This is a genomic window from Xanthomonas sp. Leaf148 (genome assembly GCF_001423585.1).
Lineage (GTDB): Bacteria > Pseudomonadota > Gammaproteobacteria > Xanthomonadales > Xanthomonadaceae > Xanthomonas.
In genome coordinates this window covers 884,162-903,137 of the sequence record NZ_LMOP01000008.1, presented here as the reverse complement: position 1 = coordinate 903,137, position 18,976 = coordinate 884,162, and the positions used below count along the sequence as shown (strand labels likewise).

The window sequence follows — 18,976 nt, the reverse complement described above, 5'->3', positions numbered from 1 at the left end:
GCTCAGTAGCCGGCGGCCTGCCCGTCCTTGCGGCTTTCCGAGGCGCCGTAATACACGCCGTTGGCCGGGTCGCGCGCGATCGCCTGATAGCCGCCATACGGGCCGTCGGCAAAGATCACCCGGTGGCCTTTGCGCATCAACGCGCGAATGGTGTCGTAGGAGAATCCGGTTTCCAGATTGAGCTCGCCGCCATCGCTCATTGCGGTGGCCTGGCCGGTCGGCTCGGTGGAGCCCTCGTGCTGGATGCGTGGCGCATCGCCGGCTTCCTGCAGATTCATATGAAAGTCCACCAGGTTCATCACGATCTGCACGTGCCCCTGCGGCTGCATCGCCCCGCCCATCACGCCAAAGCTCAACCACGGCTTGCCGTCCTTGGTGACGAACGCCGGGATGATGGTCTGGAACGGCCGCTTGCCCGGCGCATAGCCGTTGGGGTGGTCCTTCTTCAACACGAACATTTCGCCGCGGTCCTGCAGGATGAAGCCCAGCCCCGGTGGCGCCATGCCGCTGCCCATGCCGCGATAGTTGGACTGGATCAGCGACACCATCATGCCGTCGGCATCGGCCACGGTCATGTAGATGGTGTCGCCTTCTTCCAGTTGTTTGGGCGTGCCGGGTTGCACTTCCTTCAAGGCCTTGTCCATGGAAATGAGCGACCGGCGCTGGGCGGCGTACTCCTTGGACACCAGCTTGGCCAGCGGTGCCGGCTGGAAGGCCGGGTCGGCGTAGAAGCGCGCACGGTCGGCAAAGGCCAGCTTTTTGGCCTCGGTGAACAGATGCACGTGCTCGGCCGAGCCGAACGGGATCTTGGAAAAATCGTAGCCTTCCAGGATGTTGAGCATCTGCAACGCCGCGATGCCCTGGCTGTTGGGCGGCAGCTCCCACACGTCAACGCCGCGGTAGTTGGTGCTGACCGGCTCCACCCATTCGCCCTGATGGCTGGCCATGTCCTCGTAGCTCAGGTAGCCGCCATTGGCCTTGAAGTAGGTGCCGATGGTGCGCGCGATCGGCCCCTTGTAGAACGCATCGCGGCCGCCGTCGGCGATCTGCTGCAGGGTGTTGGCCAGGTTCGGGTTCTTCCACAGCTCGCCCTTGCGCGGGGCGTGCCCGTCGATGGTGAACTGCTCCTTGAAGCCTGGGTATTGCGACAGCCGCGGCACCGAGCGGTCCCAGTAATAGGCAATGGTTTCGGCCACCGGGTGGCCTTCGCGCGCGTAGCGGATCGCCGGCGCCAGGTTCTGCGCCATCGGCTTGCGCCCGAAGCGCTCGTGCAATGCGAACCAGCCATCCACCGCGCCCGGTACCGACACCGGCAGCGGCCCGGTCGGCGGAATGTCCTTCAGCCCGCGCCGCTGAAACTCGGCCAGGGTCAGCGACTTGGGCGAACGGCCCGAGCCGTTGTAGCCGTAAAGCTTGCTGGTCTTGGGATCCCACACGATGGCGAACAGATCCCCACCCACCCCATTGCCGGTCGGCTCCATCAAGCCCAACGCCGCATTGGCGGCGATCGCCGCGTCCACCGCCGAACCGCCGTTTTTCATCACATCCAACGCGATCTGGGTGGCCAGCGGTTGCGAGGTCGCCGCCATCGCATGCGGGGCGATCACTTCGGAGCGGGTGGCGAAGGCTTGTCCGGTGACACGGTCGGCGGCGCCAAGAGGCGGCGCAAGCAGCGCCAGAGCAGACACCAATAAGACGGGTACGCGACGCATGATCAAGAGCTCCCCCACGACACAACGAATGAAGCACCAACCATAACAGCGGCCTCCGTCGCAGCGTTCGATCCCGGTCGCACTGAGGCAATAAAACCGCGCAGTTGGTGATGCAGGTTGGCGTTATTGACACGCCGCCGATCCGGTTTCAGCAGAAACCATGCTGCTGCCATGCGGCTTCGCGCTGAGCGCATGCTGCCAATACAGATGTTTCACCCGCAAGGGTTGACACCTCACCGGCGGCGATGGTTATCTCAGTCCATGCCGCACCGCCCCACCACCTCGAACGCTTTGATGTCCGCGCCCTCCGGCGCGTTGGCAGCGTCGCTTCTCGTGCTCGTACTTATTACCTCGCCAACCGATGCGGGACGAGACTTCGTGTAGGCAACAGACACACAAGGCTTCGATCAGACCCCGCACCGGCAACGGCGCGGGGTTTCGCGTTTCAGGGACCCCCAAAAGTTTCGAATGACATGAACGACATCACTGACATCGCCGCACCGCCTTCCATCAGCGCCAGCCATTGCGCTGCTGCAAGCGTCTGCATGCGCAGCGTTTTCGCTCATCCCCGCTTTGCTCGGCCAACCAGCGTCCGCGCTGCCAGCTGATCTCTTTCCCACTGCCAACCCCGCAAGGATTACTTCATGAGCAACGACACCCAACCGAAAATCGCGATCATCGGCTACGGCAGCCAGGGCCGCGCGCATGCGCTGAACCTGCGCGATTCCGGTTTCGACGTCACCGTCGGCCTGCGTCCCGGTGGCCCGACCGAATCCAAGGCGCAGGCCGATGGCTTCACCGTGGTGGCGCCGTCCGACGCGGTGAAGACCGCCGACCTGGTCGCGATCCTGACCCCGGACATGGTGCAGAAGAAGCTCTACGAAGAGGTCATCGCGCCGAACATGAAACAAGGCGCCTGTCTGCTGTTCGCGCATGGTTTGAACGTGCATTTCGACATGATCAAGCCGCGCGCCGATCTGGACGTGGTGCTGGTTGCGCCCAAGGGCCCGGGCGCGCTGGTGCGTCGCGAGTATGAAATCGGCCGCGGCGTGCCGTGCATCTATGCGGTGTACCAGGACACCAGCGGCAAGGCCGAGCAGTTTGCGCTGACCTATGCCGGCGGCCTGGGCGGCGCACGTGCCAACATCATCAAGACCACCTTCAAGGAAGAGACCGAAACCGATCTGTTCGGCGAGCAGGCCGTGCTGTGCGGTGGCGCCTCGTCGCTGGTACAGGCCGGTTTCGAAGTGCTGGTGGAAGCTGGCTACCAGCCGGAAATCGCGTATTACGAAGTACTGCACGAACTGAAGTTGATCGTGGACCTGTTCTACGAAGGCGGCATCACCCGCATGCTGGAATTCGTGTCCGAAACCGCACAATACGGCGACTATGTCAGCGGCCCGCGCGTGATCGACGCCAGTACCAAGGCGCGCATGAAGGACGTGCTGACGGACATCCAGAACGGCACCTTCACCAAGAACTGGGTGGCCGAATATGAAGCCGGTCTGCCGAACTACACCAAGTTCAAGCAGGCCGACCTGGAACACCCGATCGAGGAAGTGGGCAAGAAACTGCGCGCCAAGATGGTCTGGCTCAACGGCGAACAGCAAGCTGCTGCCACACCGGCGAATCAACAAGCGGCATAACGCCGCCGCATCCCCCACCGCTTAACACCGAAGGTTCGCAACGCATGAATACCTCCGCACACAGCACGCCCCGCAATGGCGCGCGCTGGCTGACGCAGGCCCTGGAAGCCGAGGGCGTGGAAACGCTGTTCGGTTATCCGGGCGGCACCATCATGCCGTTCTACGACGCCCTGGTGGATTCCAGGCTCAAGCACATCCTGGTCCGTCACGAACAGGGCGCCGCCCTCGCCGCCAACGGCTACGCCCGTGCCAGCGGCAAGGTGGGCGTGTGCGTGGCGACCTCCGGCCCGGGTGCGTCCAATCTGGTCACCGGCATCGCAGACGCGATGCTCGACTCGGTGCCGATGGTGTGCCTGACCGGCCAGGTCGCCACGCCCTTGCTGGGCACCGATGCGTTCCAGGAACTGGACGTGTTCGGCATGACCATGCCGATCGTCAAGCACAGTTTTCTGGCGCGCAGCGTGGACCAGTTGCCGGAGATCGTGCGGGATGCGTTTCGCATCGCGCGCGAGGGTCGCCCGGGCCCGGTGTTGATCGACTTGCCGAAGGACGTGCAGATCGCCGATGCCTCGCATCTGCCCGAGCATGTGCCGGCCGCAGTGCTGCCGCCACCTGCACCGTCGGACGCGAAACTGGCCGACGCGCTGGCAGCCATCGCCAGCGCCGAGCGCCCGGTGGTCTACGGCGGTGGCGGGATTGCACTGGCCGATGCGGTGGAAGCATTCCGGCGCTTTGTCGAAGCCACCGGCATCCCGACCGCGCTGACCTTGCGCGGGCTGGGTGCATTGCCGCACGCGCATCCGGATTACCTGGGGATGCTGGGCATGCACGGCACGCGAGCAGCCAATATGGCCATCCAGGAATGCGATCTGTTGGTGGTGGTCGGTGCCCGTTTCGACGACCGTGCCACCGGCAAGTTGAGTGAGTTCGCACCGTTCGCGCGCGTCATCCATCTGGATGCCGATGCGTATGAAATTTCCAAGCTGCGCACTGCCGATATCGCCGTACCTGGCGATGTGGCAACCAGTCTTAAGGCGTTGAGTGCAGCACGCGGCAACTGCCAGGCATGGCGGACACGCTGCTTTGCCAATCGCGAAAAATTCGGTGCGCGTTACGACGCGCCCGGTACCGATATCTACGCACCGGCGCTGCTGAAGCGCCTGAGCGAAGTGGCGCCGCCCGATACCATCATCGCCTGCGATGTGGGGCAGCATCAGATGTGGGTGGCCCAGCATTGCCGCTTCAACGATCCGCGTAATCACCTCACCAGTGGCGCGCTCGGCACCATGGGCTTCGGCCTGCCAGCGGCGATGGGCGCGCAGTTCGCCTGTCCCGATCGCACCGTGGTGCTGGTCTCCGGCGACGGCAGTTTCATGATGAATGTGCAGGAGCTGGTGACCATTGCACGCTGCAAGCTGCCGGTGAAGATCGTGCTGCTCGATAACAGCTCGCTGGGCATGGTGCGGCAGTGGCAGGAGTTGTTCTTCGCCGAGCGCTACAGCGAGATCGATCTGTCCGACAACCCGGATTTCGCCGCGCTGGCGCAAGTGTTCGGTATTCCGGCCAAGCGCATCATTGCGCGCGGCGATGTCGATGCAGCGCTGGCGGAGTTGCTGGCCCAGCCGGGCCCCGGCCTGCTGCATGTGGCCATCGACGCACGCGCCAACGTGTGGCCGCTGGTGCCGCCCAACAACGCCAACAGCACCATGCTGGACAGCAATCCCGCACACGCGGTCAAGGAGACGACACATGCGTTACCGGCTTGACCTGGTGCTGAAGCCGGCCGAAGGCGCATTGGTGCGCGTGATCGGCATGACCGAGCGCCGCGGGTTTCGCCCGTGCGCCATCCAGGGCGCCGCCGCGCCCGACGATGCCGGGCGCTGGCATTTGCAGCTGGACGTGGACAGCAGCCGGCCGCCGGAAACACTGCGCCTGCAGCTGGAAAAGGTCTACGACTGCGAGTCGGTAGTGATCACGGCGCTGGAAACGGTCGAGGCGGCCGCATGACCACCCAGACCTCGGGCATGCAGACTTCGCGCGACCATCAGACTGCCATCCGGAGGTGTCTTCTTCCGGATCGGCCGCGCGCGTGCCGCAATGCCTGATTCCGGCCGCTCCTCTTCGCAGGAACCAGACGTAAGCGACGTGGCCGTCAGCGTGGCCGACGTGCTGGCCGCACAGGCACGTCTGCGCAAATATTTGTCGCCGACGCCACTGCACTACGCCGAGCGTTTCGGCGTGTGGCTGAAGCTGGAAAACCTGCAGCGCACCGGCTCCTACAAGGTGCGCGGTGCATTGAATGCATTGCTGGCGGGACTGGAGCGCGGAGACGAGCGCCCGGTGATCTGCGCCTCGGCCGGCAACCATGCGCAAGGTGTGGCGTGGTCGGCGTATCGGCTCGGTGTGCAGGCCATCACGGTGATGCCATATGGCGCGCCGCAAACCAAGATCGCCGGCGTCGCGCACTGGGGCGCCACCGTGCGCCAACACGGCAACAGCTATGACGAAGCGTTTGCGTTTGCGCGCGAGCTGGCCGACCAGAACGGCTATCGCTTCCTGTCGGCCTTCGACGACCCGGACGTGATTGCCGGCCAAGGCACGGTCGGCATCGAACTGGCCGCGCACGCACCGGATGTGGTGATCGTGCCGATCGGTGGCGGTGGCTTGGCCTCCGGTGTGGCGCTGGCGTTGAAGTCGCAAGGCGTGCGCATTGTCGGTGCGCAGGTCGAGGGCGTCGATTCGATGGCGCGTGCGGTGCGCGGCGACTTCCGTGAAATCACCCCCGTCGCCACGCTGGCCGACGGCGTCAAGGTCAAGATTCCTGGCTTCCTGACTCGCCGCCTGTGCGCGAGCCTGCTCGACGATGTAGTGATCGTGCGTGAGGCCGAGCTCCGCGAAACCCTGGTGCGTCTGGCACTGGAAGAACACGTCATCGCCGAAGGCGCTGGCGCCCTGGCATTGGCCGCCGGTCGCCGTGTTGCAGGCAAACGCAAATGTGCGGTGGTCTCTGGCGGTAATATCGACGCAACCGTTTTGGCCGCACTCTTGTCCGAGGTGCGGCCGCGTCCGCCACGCAAACCGCGGCGTCGCAATACCGAGCGACTTCGCAACGAACGCAGCGTCAAGCCTCCACCCCAAACACCCGCTCTTTCCCGCCCATCCGCAGTCGCTTCAACGCCTGTCACCGCCATCGCCGTAGAGGAGTCTTCCTGGTGAACACGACCGTATCCAACCAGACCCCGCGTATCCGAATTTTCGACACCACCCTGCGCGACGGCGAGCAATCCCCCGGCTGCAGCATGACGCCCCAGCAAAAGCTGGTCATGGCGCGCGCGCTGGACGAACTCGGCGTGGACATCATCGAAACCGGTTTCCCGGCCAGCTCGCACTCAGACCGCGAAGCTATCGCGATGATCGGCCGCGAGCTGCGCCGCCCCACCCTGGCGGTGTTGTCGCGCTGTCTGCAGGCCGATATCGAAACCTCGGCAAAGGCGCTGGAAGCTGCAGCCAACCCGCGCCTGCATGTGTTCCTGTCCACCAGCCCGCTGCACCGCGAGCACAAGCTGCGCATGAGCCGCGAGCAGGTGCTGGAGTCGGTGCACAAGCACGTGACGCTGGCGCGCGGTTACATCGATGACGTGGAGTTTTCTGCCGAAGACGCCACCCGTACCGAAGAAGATTTCCTGGCCGAAGTCACCCGTGTGGCGATTGCGGCCGGGGCCACCACGATCAACCTGCCCGACACGGTGGGCTTCACCACGCCGGAAGAAATCCGCGGCATGTTCGCGCGGCTGATCGCCAGCGTGGAGGGTGCCGACAAGGTGATCTTCAGCGCGCACTGCCACAACGATCTGGGTCTGGCGGTGGCCAATTCGCTGGCAGCCATCGAAGGCGGCGCGCGTCAGGTGGAGTGCACCGTCAACGGCATCGGCGAGCGCGCCGGCAACTGTGCGCTGGAAGAAATCACCATGGCGCTGAAGGTGCGTGGTGCGTTCTACAACATCGATTCGGCGATCAACACACCGCGCATCGTGTCGACCTCGCAGTTATTGCAGCGCCTGGTTGGCATGCCGGTGCAGCGCAACAAGGCCGTGGTCGGCGGCAACGCCTTTGCACATGAATCGGGTATCCACCAGCACGGCATGCTGCGTCACCGCGGCACCTACGAAATCATGCGCCCGGAAGATGTGGGCTGGGAATCGTCGCAGATGGTGCTGGGCCGCCACAGCGGCCGCGCAGCGGTCGAGCAGCGCCTGCGTGCGCTGGGGTATCTGCTGGAAGAGGAAGAGGTCAAGCTGGTCTTCGAACAGTTCAAGGCCTTGTGCGAGAAGCAGCGCGTGGTCACCGATGCCGATCTGCAGGCATTGATGCAGGACGCGACCGTGCAGGAAGGCTACCGTCTGGCTTCGATGACCATCAGCGACGTCGGCAGCCGCGCGAACGCGTTGGTGGAGCTATCGGATCCGGATGGCAATCGGGTGGCGGAAACCGCGCAGGGCAATGGCCCGGTTGATGCCTTGTTCGGTGCATTGGCGTCCGCCACCGGCGTGAAGCTGGAGCTGGACAGCTACCAGGTGCACAGCGTGGGCATCGGCGCGGATGCACGCGGCGAAGCCAGCCTGAGCGTGCGCCACGATGGTGTGGAGTACGAAGGCACCGGCACCAGCAAGGACATCATAGAGGCCAGCGCACTCGCTTGGCTGGATGTAGCCAACCGACTGTTGCGCCAACGCGAGCGCGGCGTGGTTGCTGGCAAGACGGCTGCGGTGGCATAACGCCGCACCGACTGACAGTTTGCAAAAGACCTGACGGCCAGCGGAGCGATCTGCTGGCCGTTTTGGTTTTGGTTTCGGTTTTGGGTTTTGGTCTATTTTTTCGTCTCCGGCCTTGCCCCTCGCTATTAACGCTTGGCGCGTGGTCGTTCAATCTTGTGCTGGCACAGACAGTCAAGGTGTTTTTGCTCTTCGATCCGCAGCATTGAAATGAAAGCGCGGTGTCGTCTCTGGGGTCGGGACCATGTGGCGGCATGGATGCCGCCACTGAGTCTCCACGGACGGATTCACGGCGTGTCCCGGCACCGGAGACGGCACCGCGCCACCGGCATATCGACACACGAAGTCTGTCAATTCTGGGCGGAAGCAAAGATTTACTGAGGGGCGCTTGCACGCGCACCGCCGTGGGACACGCCGCAAGTACGTCCATGTAGGACCTCAATCCGCGACCGTTGATCGGTTTCCTTGGGGCGTGTCCCGACACCGGATGAGGCGCCGCGCACCGATAGACCCCGCAAAAACGAAAGCGGCCATCGCCCAAACAGGACGATGACCGCCAGTACGTTCGACAAAACGATACATCCAACCAAAGCTTTACAGCGCAGCCACCACCGCATCACCCATCGCGACCGTACCAACCTTGGTCGTGCCTTCTGACCAGATGTCGGCGGTGCGCAGGCCCTGGTCGAGCACCTTGCCGACGGCCTTCTCGATCGCATCCGCAGCGGCAGCCTGCGCGAAGGTGTAGCGCAGCATCATTGCCACCGACAGGATGGTGGCCAGCGGATTGGCGATGCCCTGCCCTGCGATATCCGGCGCCGAGCCGTGACACGGCTCGTACATGCCTTTGCTGTTGGCATCCAGGGAGGCCGAAGGCAGCATGCCGATCGAGCCGGTGAGCATCGACGCCTGGTCGGACAGAATGTCGCCGAACATGTTGTCGGTCACGATCACATCGAACTGCTTGGGCGCGCGCACCAATTGCATGGCCGCGTTGTCCACATACATATGCGATAGCGCGATGTCCGGATAGTCTTTGGCGACTTCTTCCACCACCGCGCGCCACAACTGGCTGGAGGCCAACACGTTGGCCTTGTCGACCGAGCACAGTTTCTTGCCGCGCAACCGCGCCATCTCGAAACCGGCTTTGGCGATGCGACGAATCTCGCTTTCGCTGTAGGGCAAGGTGTCGTAGGCCTGACGCTCGCCATTTTCCAGCGTGCGATTGCCGCGCGGCTGGCCAAAGTAGATGCCGCCGGTGAGCTCGCGCAGGATCAGCAGATCCAGTCCCGCAACAACTTCCGGCTTGAGCGTGGAGGCATCGGCCAACTGCGGATACAACAGCGCCGGACGCAGGTTGGCGAACAAACCCAGCTGCGAGCGGATCTTGAGCAACCCACGCTCCGGGCGCAGCGATGGATCGATGCTGTCCCATTGCGGCCCACCCACGGCGCCCAGCAGCACCGCGTCGGCAGCGCGCGCGCGCTCCAGCGTTTCGTCAGCGAGCGGGCTGCCGTACTTGTCGTAGGCCGCGCCACCCAGTTCGTCGTACACCAGGCTGAAACCCAGGCCATGTTGTGCGTCGATCCGCGTCAACACCTTGACCGCTTCGGCCATGATCTCCGGGCCGATGCCGTCGCCAGGAAGAATCAAAATCTGCTTGCTCATGCAATCCTCGTGAGTTGGTGCCGTAGCAACCTGAAAATCAACGTGCTGCCCATACCACCAGCACGTCACTGCTGAAGGAGCCATCGGCTGCAATCTGAAAGTAATCGCGTACCTCGTCTACCGCCGCGTCCTGCAACCCGCGAATGGCTGCGCGCAACACCTCTGGCGTGCGCATGCGGTCGACCCAGCTCAGATAGTCCAGCTGTAGCCGTTGGCGATGATGACGCTGCACCCGCAAGCCGGCATCGCCCAGCATCTGCAACCACTGCGCAACACTGTAGTCGCGCACATGACTGGTATCGCGCAACACCTCGATCGCCTGCAGGTGCGTGTCCAGCAATGGCAACCCCGGCGCCACCACATCGATAAAGGCAGCAACGCCGCCGGGACGCAACACGCGCCGCACTTCGCGCAGTGCCTGTCCCACGTCGCTCCAGTGATGCGCCGAGTAGCGGCTGACCACTGCATCCAGGCTGCCGGTCTCGAACGGCAAGCACTCGGCAACGCCTTGCACAGTGCGCACTTGCGTCAGCCCACGCTCGGCGGCGGTGGCCGCCACGACGGTGAGCATATCGGCAGACAAATCGTAGGCCACCACCTCGGCCATCAGCGGCGCCACCTGGAAACTCACATGCCCGGCACCGCAGCCAAGGTCGAGCAATCGCCCATTGCGATGACCCGCCAGGCCAGCGCGGAGCTCGGCGAACTCGGCGCCTTGCGCATGCACGTCGCTCTGCAGATACGCGTGCGCCTGCGGCCCGAACTGCGCAGCGACATGTTCGCCCAGCGCCCCCGTATCGGCGGTGTTGGCAATCGCGTTCACTGCAGTGCGCCGAACAACCACGGTTGGCGCGCGCGATGGCCTTGTTCGAAGCGGCCGATTGCATCGGCGTCCTGCAAGGTCAGGCCGATGTCGTCCAGCCCGTTGAGCAGGCAGTGTTTGCGGAATGCATCGACCTCGAAGCTGTACTCCACGCCATCGGGGCGGCGCACGCGTTGTGCGGCCAGATCCACGGTGAGTTGATAGCCCTCGGTGGAAAAGCATTGCTCGAACAAGGCGTCGACTTCTGCTTCGGTCAGCACAATCGGCAGCAGGCCGTTCTTGAAACTGTTGTTGAAGAAGATGTCGGCAAAGCTCGGTGCAATCACCACGCGAAACCCATATTCGTCCAACGCCCAAGGCGCATGTTCACGCGAGGAACCGCAGCCGAAATTCTTGCGTGTCAGCAACACGCTGGCGCCTTGATAGCGCGGGAAATTGAGCACGAACTCCGGGTTGATCGGCCGCTGGCTGTTATCGCGCCCAGGCTCGCCGATATCCAGATAACGCCACTCGTCGAACAGGTTCGGACCGAAGCCGGTGCGCTTGATCGACTTGAGGAATTGCTTGGGAATGATCTGGTCGGTATCGACATTGGCGCGATCCAGCGGCGCCACCAATCCGGTGTGTTGCGTGAAAGGAGTCATAGAAAGGCCGAGAATTGGGAGTGGGAAATAGGGAATAGGCAGAGCGGAACGGGGCGTGGCGATTCCCTATTCCCGATTCTCGATTCCCTGCAGCTCACGCACATCGACAAAGTGGCCGCTCACCGCCGCCGCTGCAGCCATTGCCGGGCTGACCAGGTGGGTGCGTCCGCCGGCGCCCTGGCGGCCTTCGAAATTGCGATTTGAGGTGGAGGCGCAATGCTCGCCGCTGCCGAGCTTGTCCGGGTTCATCGCCAGACACATCGAGCAACCCGGCTCGCGCCATTCGAAACCGGCCTCCAGAAAGATCTTGTCCAGGCCTTCGGACTCGGCCTGCGCCTTGACCAGACCCGAGCCCGGCACCACCAGTGCCTGCTTGATCGTGGACGCCACCTTGCGGCCCTTGGCCACTGCGGCGGCGGCGCGCAGGTCTTCGATGCGCGAGTTGGTGCACGAGCCAATGAACACCCGATCCAGACGGATGTCCGTAATCGACTGATTGGCCTTCAGGCCCATGTATTTGAGCGCGCGCTCGATCGAGTCGCGCTTGGTCGGGTCTTGTTCGGCGGCCGGGTCAGGTATCTGCTGATCCACCGCCAGCACCATTTCCGGCGAGGTGCCCCAGCTCACTTGCGGCTTGATGTCTTCGGCACGCATCTCCACCACGGTGTCGAAGTGCGCCCCCGGGTCGGAGACCAGCGTCTTCCACAGTGCAACGGCGGCATCCCAGTTCGCATCCTTGGGCGCGAACGGGCGGCCTTTGACGTATGAGATCGTCTTGTCGTCCACCGCCACCATGCCCACGCGCGCACCGGCTTCGATGGACATGTTGCAGATGGTCATGCGCCCTTCCATCGACAGCGCTTCAATGGCGCTCCCGGCAAATTCCAGGGCGTGCCCGTTGCCACCAGCCGTGCCGATCTTGCCGATTACCGCCAGCACAATGTCTTTGGCAGTCACGCCGAACGGCAGCGTGCCGTCGACACGCACCTGCATGTTCTTCATCTTCTGGGCGATCAGGCACTGCGTGGCGAGCACATGCTCGACCTCGGAGGTACCGATGCCGTGCGCCAGCGCGCCGAACGCGCCATGCGTGGAGGTGTGCGAATCGCCGCAGACCACGGTCATGCCCGGCAAGGTGGCGCCCTGCTCGGGGCCGACCACATGCACGATGCCCTGACGCGCGTCGTTCATCTTGAACTCGAGGATGCCGAAGTCGTCGCAGTTCTCGTCCAGGGTCTGTACTTGCAGGCGCGAGACTTCATCGCTGATCGACTCCAGGCCGCCCTGCCGCTCGGCGCGCGTGGTCGGCACGTTGTGGTCGGGTGTGGCGATGTTGGCGTCGATGCGCCACGGCTTGCGGCCGGCCAGACGCAGTCCTTCGAAGGCTTGCGGCGAGGTCACTTCATGCAGGATGTGGCGGTCGATATAGATCAGCGACGAACCGTCGTCGCGGCGCGTGACCTCATGCAGGTCCCACAATTTGTCGTACAGGGTCTTGGCAGTCATCGCGGCGATCCGATGGAGTGGCGGTTGGTGGGTGCACCACCTGGCTGCGTTCGATGCTAGGAGCTTGCCTTCGATAACGCAAATTCATATTGTTTATTCAACAAATGAAATTCAGGAATGGCATGGATCTGGCGAGTCTCAGCGCTTTCGTCGCAATTGCTGACAGCGGCAGCTTTTCGGCGGCCGGTGAAGCGCTGCATCTCACCCAGCCTGCGGTGAGCAAACGCATCGCCTTGCTGGAGGGGCAATTGTCGGCTCGGCTGTTCGACCGCCTGGGCCGCCAGGTGGTGCTGACCGAGGCCGGCCAAGCCTTGTTGCCGCGCGCCCAACGCATCCTTGCCGAACTGGAAGACACGCGTCGTGTGCTGGAGCACCTGGGCGCGTCGGTTGGCGGGCGCCTGAGTCTAGCCACCAGCCACCACGTCGGCCTGCATCGGCTTCCTGCATTGCTACGCAACTTCGCCGCGCAACACCCGCAGGCCGCACTGGACATCCAGTTTCTGGATTCTGAACTGGCCTATGCAGCGGTGCTGCGCGGCGAGGTGGAATTGGCGGTGACCACGTTGGCGCCGGACACGCGTGCACCGCTGCGTGCGCAACCGATCTGGCACGACCGCCTGCAATGCGTGGTGGCCCCCGACCACCCGTTGGCCGCATTGCGCAAGGTGACGCTGGACGATGTGGTGGCGCATCCGGCGGTGCTACCCGACCCCGGCACGTTTACCCATCGCATCGTCGCCGGCCTGTTTGCCGAGCGCGGCCTGGTGCCGCACCTGCGCATGACCACCAACTATCTGGAGACGATCAAGATGCTGGTCTCGGTAGGGCTGGCGTGGAGCGTCCTGCCCGAACGCATGATCGATCACCAGATCGTGGCGCTACCGCTGGCCGATGTGGCGCTATCGCGCGAACTGGGATGCGTCACGCATGGCGGACGCACCTTGTCGCGGGCGGCACAGGCGTTTGTTGCGTTGTTGCAGTTGCAGGCGGAGCGGCCTTAGGGCGCCCGAACCAACCTCGAATGCGTTGTTGAACGCTCAATCATTGCGCGGCAATAGCCCGGCCTTTTGGTACCAACGAATGCAAGCACCCTCCAACACAGCCCCGACAATCAAGACAGGAAGAAACAGTGCGCCATGCCAGAGAGCGTGCCGACGCAGAGCGGAATCACACCGAACCAGCAACACCACTTGTCAGGCAGTGGCAACACTTTGTAACGCTCGCCCTTTTCCGGACTCCGGCGAAAATCCGCCTTGTTGAGCACAGCGAGCAGCCCCAAGATTGCAAAATAAGTAAGCACGATCCATAGGAGCAACATAAGTTCTCTAGCCTTCACGGTTCGATACACCACCACGCGCCTGAAACTTACGCACCGGGGTCACAGCGCCATCTTCAACGCACCACCGTGCCATCGCACGACCGATCGACCAATCGATCGCGCCCCTGCCGCTTGGCCTGATACAGCCGACGGTCTGCCAACGCGAGCAGTTCGCGTCGGGTCGGCGCTTCATCGCTCATCGCCATACCCATGCTGGCGGTGCACCGCACCGTGATGCCTTGCGCATCGACGTCGATTGCCGCAAGACGCTGCCGCATGCGTTCGAACAGCGCGCGCGCCTGCACGGCATCCAGCCCGGTGACCGCCAGCAGAAATTCTTCGCCGCCATGGCGTGCAGCGAAGCACTGCGCCTGATCCTGGTCGCTCAATGCCTCGCCCAGCGCGCTCAATACCGCATCGCCGACATCATGGCCGTACTCGTCGTTGATGTGCTTGAAGTGGTCGATATCCATCAAGGCCAGCGCCAGCGCGGCACCACCGCTACGCGCATCGTCGAACCATTGCTGCAGCACGCGCTCGGCTTCGCGCCGGTTGGGCAATGCGGTCAGCACATCGTGGCTGGCGCGGTATTCCAGCTGGCGCATCAAGGCTTCGCGCTCCTGGCTGGCCTGTTGCAGCGCGAGATTCTTGTCGCTCAGTTCGCGGGTGCGCTTATCGATCACGGTATTGAGTTGGCGCTGGCTGCGCCGATAGCTGGCCGTGCGCCACAGATAAAATCCGTAGATCAGGCTCGCCAGCGCAAGGATGCCCAATGCGATCACTTCGCCACGGCGCCACCAGGGCGGCGCCAACGCGATGACCAGACTGGATTCCCCCAGCAGCGCGGTCTGACGCCAATCCACCGGTAGCGACATCGCCTGCACGCGGAAGCGAAAACGGCCTGGCGGCAGGTTGGTGTACACCGCCTCGGTTGCGTTGTCGGCATCCACCCAGTCCGGGTCGAAGCCGTCCAGGCGATAGCGGTAACGCACCTTGTCCGGGCCACGGAAATTCAGGCCGGCATAAGTGATTGCAATGCGGCGGGTCTCTGCGCCGAGCTGATGCGGGCCGCTCAACGGTTGCACCATGCCGTCGACCAGCAAGCGCTCGAACACGATCGGCACGCGATGGCCTTGCAAGGTGCCGACACGCGCCGGATCGATCACGCCCAGCCCGGCCGAGGTGGGAAACAACAACTGCCCGGTCTGTGTCAGCCAGCCAGCGGGAGCGCTGCTGCCGTTGCCTTGATTGCTGGGCATGCCATCGCTGCGGTCCACCACCTCCACACTCAATTGTTCGCGGGTACCGGCATCGATCTGGTCGAAGTCGTTGCGCGCGATGCGGAAGACGCCGTGGTTGCTGGATAACCACAGATAGCCGTGGCCGTCGTCGATCACGCGGAACACCTTGTCGCGCGGCAATCCGACGCGATGGTCGTAGACGCGGAAGTGGTCGCCCTGCAGGCGCAGCAGGCCGCGATCGCTGGCGATCCAGAGATCGCCACCGGCATCGCGCAAAAAGTCGAAGGCGTTTTGACCCGGGAAATCCTGTTCGCCCAGCCACGCTCGCGTGCTGCCGCCCGGCGACAGCCCGGTCATACCGCGATCGGTGCCGATCCAGATGATGCCCTGCGTGTCGCGATACAGCGCCTGCACCGAGCCGTCGGGCACGCCATCGGCGGCGGTGTAGCGGCGCGCCTTGCCATGCCGCCAGCGCACCAACCCGCCGGTGGTGCCGATCCACAGATCGTCGCCATCGGGCAACACCGCGCGTACCGACAACGACGGCAGGCCATCGCCCGCGCCGATGCGCACCAGCACCTTTCCTTGCGCATCCAGCCGCAGCACGCCCTGACTGTAGGTACCGGCCCAGACCCCGCCGTCGCCGGCATCGGCCAGCGACAACACCGACTGCTCCAGCACACGGCCGCCTTCGGCCGGCGACAGCGATATGCGGCTGATTTGATCGTCGCGCCAACGGTCCAGACCCACCGCGCTGCCCACCCACACCGTGCCGTTGCTGGTCTGCAACACGGTGCGCACGTAATCGGAGGCCAGGCCGTCCTCATGGGTCACGCCGTGCGCGGCGCCTTCGGCAATCCGGAACAGGCCATGCGTACTGCCGACCCAGATCAAACCTTCGGCATCTTCCAGCAATGCCGGGCTGGCGACGCCGGTGATCGAAATCTGCTCGTCCGGCACAGCCACCCCGCTGTGCACCACCAACGTACCGGTGGGCATGCTCATCCACAGATGCCCGCGCCGATCCAGTAGCAGCGCATCGACCCGCTGCCCCTGGCGAAAACGCTGCAGCCCGCCGCCGCGACTCCACCACCACACACCGTCATCGCCGGCGACCAGCAATCCGCCCTGGCGATCGCTGGCAAGCCGGCGCACCGGCACCGCCTGCATGCCATGCATTGTTCCCCAGGCCTCGGCGGCGGCGCCATTGCGGGGCAGACGGTACAACCCGACCTCCGTGCCCACCCACAGATCGCCAGTGTCGTCGGCCGACAACGCGGTGATGCGTGCACGTGGCAGGTCGGTCTGACGCCCAACGTCGACCAGGCGCCCATTCGCTTCGAGCCGATACAGCGTCTGCGGCGTGCCCACCCACAGGGCGCCGTCGGCACGACGCAATAGCGCGCTGACCGCCAGATGGCGCGCCGTAGCGTCCCCCAGCTGCTGCCAGTGGCCGTCCTGATAGTGATAGACCCCGTCGAACGCGGTGCCGAACAACATGCCGCCGGTGCTGTCGCGCACCACCACGAACACGCCGCCCAATTCGGCGCCCGGCGTGTTCTGGCGGTCGTACACGGTGAAATCGCGGCCGTTGAAGCGCGCCACGCCTTCCCAGGTGCCCACCCAGATCAGCCCGTCTTCGCCCTGGGCCACGGCGTGCACCAGGTTGTGCGGCAGGCCGTCGTCCATGTTCCAGCGCGTGACGGTGTGATAGGCGGTGTGATCGAGCGCCTGTGCGCCAGCCTGGGACAGTCCCAGAACCCCGCAACACAGCCCAAACCACAGCCACACAAGGGCCGCCCGCAGCACGCGTGTGCTGCGAACGCAGCTTACATGCGTCTGCGCCCCGACCCCGTCCACGTTCCCCATTCCCCTCATCCGTGCCCGCTGACCATGCGTGCCGGTATGTACCGACAGGCCTGAGGCAATCTATCACCGGGGTTTTCGGGCCGCCCTAGGTGGATTCCCCACAGCTGCCGGGCCAACCATGACACCGGGAGCATTCAACTGAAACAATGAATGCCCATCATCATCGGCATGGCGTTTGGGCATTGCGCCCACAGTGTCGTCGCTTCGCTGCGGCTAGTCCGTTGCCTCGATCGCTCCCAGGCTCGACCAGTTGAAGCACCCGCGCGCTGATGCATTCAGGCCGTCGAGTATAAATATAGAACCCGATGGTCTAGTATTGACCGTATGTCCAGCTCGCCCCCCCTCAAGTCCAAGGCCAAGAGCAACGGCCCTGGGCGTCCCAAGGATCTTGGGAAACGTGCCGCCATCCTGGGTGCTGCCCGCGCCCTGTTCATGGAGCTAGGCTATGCCGGGGTCAGCATGGATGGCATCGCTGCTCAGGCCGGCGTCTCCAAGCTCACCGTCTATAGCCACTTTGGCGACAAGGAGAGCCTGTTTTCCGAGGCGATCCGTGCGCAATGCCAGCAGATGATGCCGGACGACCTGTTCGACCACGCGCCCGAGGGTGCGCTGCGCGACCAGTTGGTCGAAATCGCGCATGCGTTCTTTGCCATGGTCAGCACCGAGTCGGCCATTTCCACCCACCGCATGATGATGGCGCCCGGCACCGGCGATGTGCATGTGCGCGAAATGTTCTGGGAAGCCGGCCCCAAGCGAACCCAACAGGCATTGGCGGATTTCCTGTCGGCGCGTGTGGCCGACGGCCAGCTCGACATCGCCGATCTGGCGCGCGCGGCCTCGCAATTCTTCTGCCTGCTCAAGGGCGAGCTGTATGCCTTGATGATGTGCGGCCTGCACGGCCAGCCCACCCGCGCGCAGGTGGATGAGCACATCCAATCCAGCGTGGACTTCTTTTTGAGAGCGTATGCGCCCCGTTGATCGCCCCGGGCCTTTGGTGGCGATGACTTCCGGCACTGCGCCAGCGGCCGGCGCGCAGCGATGCTAGATGCGCCAGTTGCCCCGTGCACCGGTAAAATGTTCGCCCCACCGCGTTGGATAACCGCACCATGACGATCGATTTCACCCAGGCCCGCGAAAAGATGGTCGAACAGCAGATCCGGCCGTGGGACGTGCTGGACCTGCGCGTGCTCGACGTGCTGGCGCGCCTGCCGCGCGAAGCCTTCGTGCCGGAGGCCTACAAGACCCTGGCCTATGTCGACGTGGAAATTCCGCTGTCGGCCGGTCACAAGATGATGAAGCCGGTAGTCGAAGGCCGCATGTTGCAGGCGCTGGATCTGCAGCCGGGCGAAGACGTGCTGGAAATCGGCACCGGCAGCGGTTTTTCCACCGCCTGCCTGGCCGCACTCGCGCGCGAAGTGGTCAGCCTGGAGATCGATCCGGCACTGGCAGCGGCAGCACGCGCCAATCTGGACAGCACCGGTGTGGGCAGCAATGTGCGCATCGAAACCGCCGACGTGTTCGGCTGGCAGAGCGAGCGTCGTTTCGATGCCATCTGCGTGACCGGCGCGGTCGATACGCTGCCGACGCAGTGGCTGCAGTGGTTGCGCCCGAACGGCCGGTTGTTTGTGGTGCGCGGTCACGCACCGGTGATGGAAGCGGTCCTGGTGCGTGGCGACGTCAACGCCCCGCGCATCGAATCGTTATTCGAAACCGATCTCGCTTATCTCCAGGGCGCCGCACCGACGCCCCGATTCCAATTCTGATTCCCAAGGAAGCT

General features: G+C 64.1%; 15 protein-coding genes. 8 read left to right on the top strand and 7 right to left on the bottom strand.

Features of this window, described 5'->3' with window-relative positions; translation table 11 throughout:
• Positions 1–2 precede the first annotated feature (2 nt).
• Positions 3–1,712, bottom strand: a complete 1,710-nt coding sequence (gene ggt / locus ASF90_RS08540) for a gamma-glutamyltransferase (protein ID WP_055850281.1) — start codon at positions 1,710–1,712, stop codon at positions 3–5.
• A gap of 644 nt (positions 1,713–2,356) precedes the next feature.
• Here ggt and ilvC point away from each other — a divergent pair.
• The 5 genes from ilvC to ASF90_RS08515 all read left to right on the top strand — a co-directional run bounded on the left by ilvC (position 2,357) and on the right by ASF90_RS08515 (position 8,133).
• Entirely contained in the window at positions 2,357–3,358 is a 1,002-nt protein-coding gene (gene ilvC, locus ASF90_RS08535; protein WP_055848443.1) for a ketol-acid reductoisomerase, read from the top strand.
• A gap of 44 nt (positions 3,359–3,402) precedes the next feature.
• Positions 3,403–5,124: an acetolactate synthase 2 catalytic subunit gene (gene ilvG, locus ASF90_RS08530; protein WP_055848442.1), complete on the top strand. Its 1,722-nt coding sequence runs from the start codon at positions 3,403–3,405 to the stop codon at positions 5,122–5,124.
• The gene (locus ASF90_RS08525) at positions 5,108–5,365 is read left to right on the top strand and encodes an ACT domain-containing protein (protein ID WP_055848439.1); all 258 of its coding nucleotides are present in this window, start codon (positions 5,108–5,110) and stop codon (positions 5,363–5,365) included. The genes ilvG and ASF90_RS08525 overlap by 17 nt, the downstream gene beginning before the upstream one ends.
• 90 nt (positions 5,366–5,455) lie before the next feature.
• The gene (locus ASF90_RS08520; protein ID WP_055848436.1) at positions 5,456–6,574 is read left to right on the top strand and encodes a threonine dehydratase; all 1,119 of its coding nucleotides are present in this window, start codon (positions 5,456–5,458) and stop codon (positions 6,572–6,574) included.
• A complete protein-coding gene (locus ASF90_RS08515) occupies positions 6,571–8,133 on the top strand; it encodes a 2-isopropylmalate synthase (protein ID WP_055848434.1) in 1,563 nt (520 codons plus the stop codon). Before ASF90_RS08520 ends, ASF90_RS08515 begins: the two co-directional genes overlap by 4 nt.
• 591 nt (positions 8,134–8,724) lie before the next feature.
• Here the strand turns inward: ASF90_RS08515 and leuB are convergent.
• The 4 genes from leuB to leuC form a co-directional block, all read right to left on the bottom strand.
• Positions 8,725–9,798 carry a 3-isopropylmalate dehydrogenase gene (leuB, locus tag ASF90_RS08510; protein ID WP_055848430.1) on the bottom strand — a complete coding sequence of 358 codons (1,074 nt, stop codon included), beginning with the start codon at positions 9,796–9,798 and terminating at the stop codon, positions 8,725–8,727.
• A gap of 37 nt (positions 9,799–9,835) precedes the next feature.
• Positions 9,836–10,621, bottom strand: coding sequence for a class I SAM-dependent methyltransferase (locus ASF90_RS08505; RefSeq protein ID WP_055848428.1), 786 nt, complete (start codon positions 10,619–10,621; stop codon positions 9,836–9,838).
• Positions 10,618–11,265 (bottom strand): 3-isopropylmalate dehydratase small subunit, encoded by a 648-nt coding sequence (gene leuD / locus ASF90_RS08500; protein ID WP_055848425.1) that lies wholly within the window; start codon positions 11,263–11,265, stop codon positions 10,618–10,620. Before leuD ends, ASF90_RS08505 begins: the two co-directional genes overlap by 4 nt.
• A gap of 66 nt (positions 11,266–11,331) precedes the next feature.
• Positions 11,332–12,771, bottom strand: a complete 1,440-nt coding sequence (leuC, locus tag ASF90_RS08495; protein WP_055848422.1) for a 3-isopropylmalate dehydratase large subunit — start codon at positions 12,769–12,771, stop codon at positions 11,332–11,334.
• Between the two features lie 122 nt (positions 12,772–12,893).
• Here leuC and ASF90_RS08490 point away from each other — a divergent pair, with 122 nt between their 5' ends.
• The gene (locus ASF90_RS08490) at positions 12,894–13,772 is read left to right on the top strand and encodes a LysR family transcriptional regulator (RefSeq protein WP_055848419.1); all 879 of its coding nucleotides are present in this window, start codon (positions 12,894–12,896) and stop codon (positions 13,770–13,772) included.
• Positions 13,773–13,882: 110 nt separating this feature from the next.
• Here ASF90_RS08490 and ASF90_RS08485 read toward each other — a convergent pair whose 3' ends face one another.
• Positions 13,883–14,089, bottom strand: coding sequence for a hypothetical protein (locus tag ASF90_RS08485; protein WP_055848416.1), 207 nt, complete (start codon positions 14,087–14,089; stop codon positions 13,883–13,885).
• Between the two features lie 74 nt (positions 14,090–14,163).
• The gene (locus ASF90_RS08480) at positions 14,164–17,190 is read right to left on the bottom strand and encodes a ligand-binding sensor domain-containing diguanylate cyclase (protein ID WP_115560302.1); all 3,027 of its coding nucleotides are present in this window, start codon (positions 17,188–17,190) and stop codon (positions 14,164–14,166) included.
• A gap of 333 nt (positions 17,191–17,523) precedes the next feature.
• Here ASF90_RS08480 and ASF90_RS08475 point away from each other — a divergent pair, with 333 nt between their 5' ends.
• Both ASF90_RS08475 and ASF90_RS08470 read left to right on the top strand, forming a co-directional pair.
• Entirely contained in the window at positions 17,524–18,177 is a 654-nt protein-coding gene (locus ASF90_RS08475) for a TetR/AcrR family transcriptional regulator (protein WP_055848412.1), read from the top strand.
• 128 nt (positions 18,178–18,305) lie between these two features.
• Positions 18,306–18,962: a protein-L-isoaspartate O-methyltransferase gene (locus tag ASF90_RS08470; RefSeq protein ID WP_055850279.1), complete on the top strand. Its 657-nt coding sequence runs from the start codon at positions 18,306–18,308 to the stop codon at positions 18,960–18,962.
• The last annotated feature ends 14 nt before the right edge of the window (positions 18,963–18,976 follow it).

Excerpts from the sequence above, each read along its gene's own strand:
- ggt (WP_055850281.1), bottom strand. The coding sequence starts at position 1,712 with ATGCGTCGCGTACCCGTCTTATTGGTGTCTGCTCTGGCGCTGCTTGCG.
- ilvC (WP_055848443.1), top strand. The coding sequence starts at position 2,357 with ATGAGCAACGACACCCAACCGAAAATCGCGATCATCGGCTACGGCAGC.
- ilvG (WP_055848442.1), top strand. The coding sequence starts at position 3,403 with ATGAATACCTCCGCACACAGCACGCCCCGCAATGGCGCGCGCTGGCTG.
- ASF90_RS08525 (WP_055848439.1), top strand. The coding sequence starts at position 5,108 with ATGCGTTACCGGCTTGACCTGGTGCTGAAGCCGGCCGAAGGCGCATTG.
- ASF90_RS08520 (WP_055848436.1), top strand. The coding sequence starts at position 5,456 with ATGCCTGATTCCGGCCGCTCCTCTTCGCAGGAACCAGACGTAAGCGAC.
- leuB (WP_055848430.1), bottom strand. The coding sequence starts at position 9,798 with ATGAGCAAGCAGATTTTGATTCTTCCTGGCGACGGCATCGGCCCGGAG.
- leuD (WP_055848425.1), bottom strand. The coding sequence starts at position 11,265 with ATGACTCCTTTCACGCAACACACCGGATTGGTGGCGCCGCTGGATCGC.
- leuC (WP_055848422.1), bottom strand. The coding sequence starts at position 12,771 with ATGACTGCCAAGACCCTGTACGACAAATTGTGGGACCTGCATGAGGTC.
- ASF90_RS08490 (WP_055848419.1), top strand. The coding sequence starts at position 12,894 with ATGGATCTGGCGAGTCTCAGCGCTTTCGTCGCAATTGCTGACAGCGGC.
- ASF90_RS08485 (WP_055848416.1), bottom strand. The coding sequence starts at position 14,089 with ATGTTGCTCCTATGGATCGTGCTTACTTATTTTGCAATCTTGGGGCTG.
- ASF90_RS08475 (WP_055848412.1), top strand. The coding sequence starts at position 17,524 with ATGTCCAGCTCGCCCCCCCTCAAGTCCAAGGCCAAGAGCAACGGCCCT.
- ASF90_RS08470 (WP_055850279.1), top strand. The coding sequence starts at position 18,306 with ATGACGATCGATTTCACCCAGGCCCGCGAAAAGATGGTCGAACAGCAG.